Origin of the sequence: Streptomyces yangpuensis, assembly GCF_001005295.1 — a bacterium.
GTDB classification, from domain to species: Bacteria; Actinomycetota; Actinomycetes; order Streptomycetales; family Streptomycetaceae; genus Streptomyces; species Streptomyces yangpuensis.
Map to the genome: position 1 here is coordinate 545,718 of NZ_LBMK01000003.1, position 1,848 is coordinate 547,565.

The window sequence follows — 1,848 nt, forward strand, 5'->3', positions numbered from 1 at the left end:
ATTCAGCCTGGCCGAGGGTGCCGAGTGGGAGTGGACGGAGCACGACGGGCCGGACTACCACCCGCACCCGGCCCGTGTGCTCCTGCTCTGCTCGGCCAAGGTTCGGCCGCTGGAAGACGGTGCGGCATGAACCGCACCGGGAGGGTTCTGCTGGTGCTGGCCCTGGTGGCCGTGGTCGGCATGGCGTTCCGGGTGTCATGGAACGCGCTGCGGGACGTGGCCCGGGCCATCGGCGCGGACACCACGGCCGCGTGGCTCTACCCCTTCGTGGTCGACGGGCTGATGGCCCTGGCCCTCGTCGCCGCCCTCGTCCTGACCGGGGACGCGAGGAAGTTCGCGCTGCGGGTGCTGGCCTCGTACACGCTCGCGTCACTGGTCCTGAACTACGTCCACGGCCTTGTGCCGGACCTGCACGCGGAGTCGATCGGCTGGAGTCGACTGGCCGAGGGCGACTGGACGAACTGGGCGCTCGTGCTGCTGGCGACGTCGCTTCCGGTCGGGTCGATCTACTTCGGTTCCGACCTCGTCGCCAAAGTCCTCCACCACCGCCCGCCGGTCGACCCGACCGAGCCCAAATCAGCTCAGACCAATGCAAATCAGTCGATGGCTGAGCTGGGTGAACCGGTGGTGGAAGAGGCCACCGCCCTGCCAGTCCCAGTGCCGGAGCTGGAGCCTGTGTTGGCCGGTCCGGTCGGGGTGCGGGTGCCGGTGGCTGCGGCGGAGGTGGCGCGTCCTCGTCGGGCGACCGGTCGAGTGCCGGTGGCCGCGCGGTCGGCCCGGCCGGTCCGGTCGGAGGCGGAGCTTCTGGCGGAGGCCCGGAGCCTGACGGAGTCGTGGCCGGTCGAGAAGCTGACCGGTGAGGGCATCCGCAAGGCCCTGCACACCTCCGCGGCCAAGGCCCGGATCGTGCGGGAGACGTTGAAGGCGGAGCGGGAACGTGACGCGGCTGCGGTGGTGAGCTGATGGCTACCCTGCCGGTCTACTCCTGGCGGCTCGCCCCGGACGGGCTGGCCACCCGCCGACAGCTCCGCGCGGCAGGGCTCCGGCCAGGTGGCCAGGACGTCGTCGCTCAGCTGGAGCGTCCGCGACGGCGGCGCACTCCGCTGACCGCGTTCCTCTACCGCGTCGACCGGGCCAAGCCCGTCCGGCCGATGACCCCCGCAAAGCACGCCGCGCTGGCCCGGGCGAATGCCGCCCGCCGTACCTGCCCCGCCTGCCGCACTGATGCCGGATACGTCATCCCGGTCTCGCTCGGCATGTGCGTCCCCTGCGCCTACCCCGAAGCCCTCTGACGGGAGATGACCGTGAACCACTTGCCCGAATCCATCCGGCCGCCCGGCGTCGTGCAACTCCCGGACGGCACCCACATCTACGCCGACCACCTGCCCGCCACGTACGCGGGGCCGCAGGTCGTGCACCAGCACATCCACCAGGCCGCCCCGGACAAGACCGTGCAGCGCATCGCCCTCGGATCCGGAGTCGGTGCCGGTGCGGTCGCGGCCGGCGTGTACTTCGGCCCGCTCCTCGTCGGCGCCCTCACCGCCATCGCCGCGAACATCGCGATGCTCGCCTTCCTCGCCCTGATCCTCGGCTGGTGCGTGCACACCGTCGTGAAGTCGATCGGCAGCCCGGACGCTGCGGCGGCCGTGAAGAACGTGCGCAAGGCCCGCCGCAAGCGCCGCTGACACCCCGATCGAAGGAGACCTGTGATGGCGCAGGACCCGAAGTTCACCGCTCGTGAGATCACGCAGATCGGCTGGTACGCGGCCCGGATGGCCAAGCGCGGGATCGCCGGGGAGAACGTCCACCTCGGCGACCTGCAGAAGAAGGTCGACCGGATCATCGACG

4 protein-coding genes and 1 pseudogene are annotated in these 1,848 nt (G+C 71.2%); all 5 read left to right on the forward strand.

From position 1 onward, the window contains the following. A pseudogene (locus tag AAT21_RS39090) lies at positions 1–130 on the forward strand (DUF6303 family protein); the annotation flags it as partial. Next, positions 127–963 (forward strand): DUF2637 domain-containing protein, encoded by an 837-nt coding sequence (locus AAT21_RS17820; RefSeq protein ID WP_046777838.1) that lies wholly within the window; start codon positions 127–129, stop codon positions 961–963. The pseudogene AAT21_RS39090 and the gene AAT21_RS17820, both read left to right, overlap by 4 nt. Further along, complete coding sequence (locus tag AAT21_RS17825) at positions 963–1,292, forward strand: RRQRL motif-containing zinc-binding protein (RefSeq protein WP_046777839.1); 330 nt, start codon at positions 963–965, stop codon at positions 1,290–1,292. Before AAT21_RS17820 ends, AAT21_RS17825 begins: the two co-directional genes overlap by 1 nt. A 12-nt stretch (positions 1,293–1,304) precedes the next feature. Continuing rightward, positions 1,305–1,685, forward strand: coding sequence for a DUF6251 family protein (locus AAT21_RS17830; RefSeq protein ID WP_235438905.1), 381 nt, complete (start codon positions 1,305–1,307; stop codon positions 1,683–1,685). Positions 1,686–1,709: 24 nt separating this feature from the next. Beyond that, on the forward strand, positions 1,710–1,848 hold a 139-nt coding region (locus AAT21_RS39715; protein ID WP_167350598.1), incomplete at its 3' end, for a DUF6257 family protein.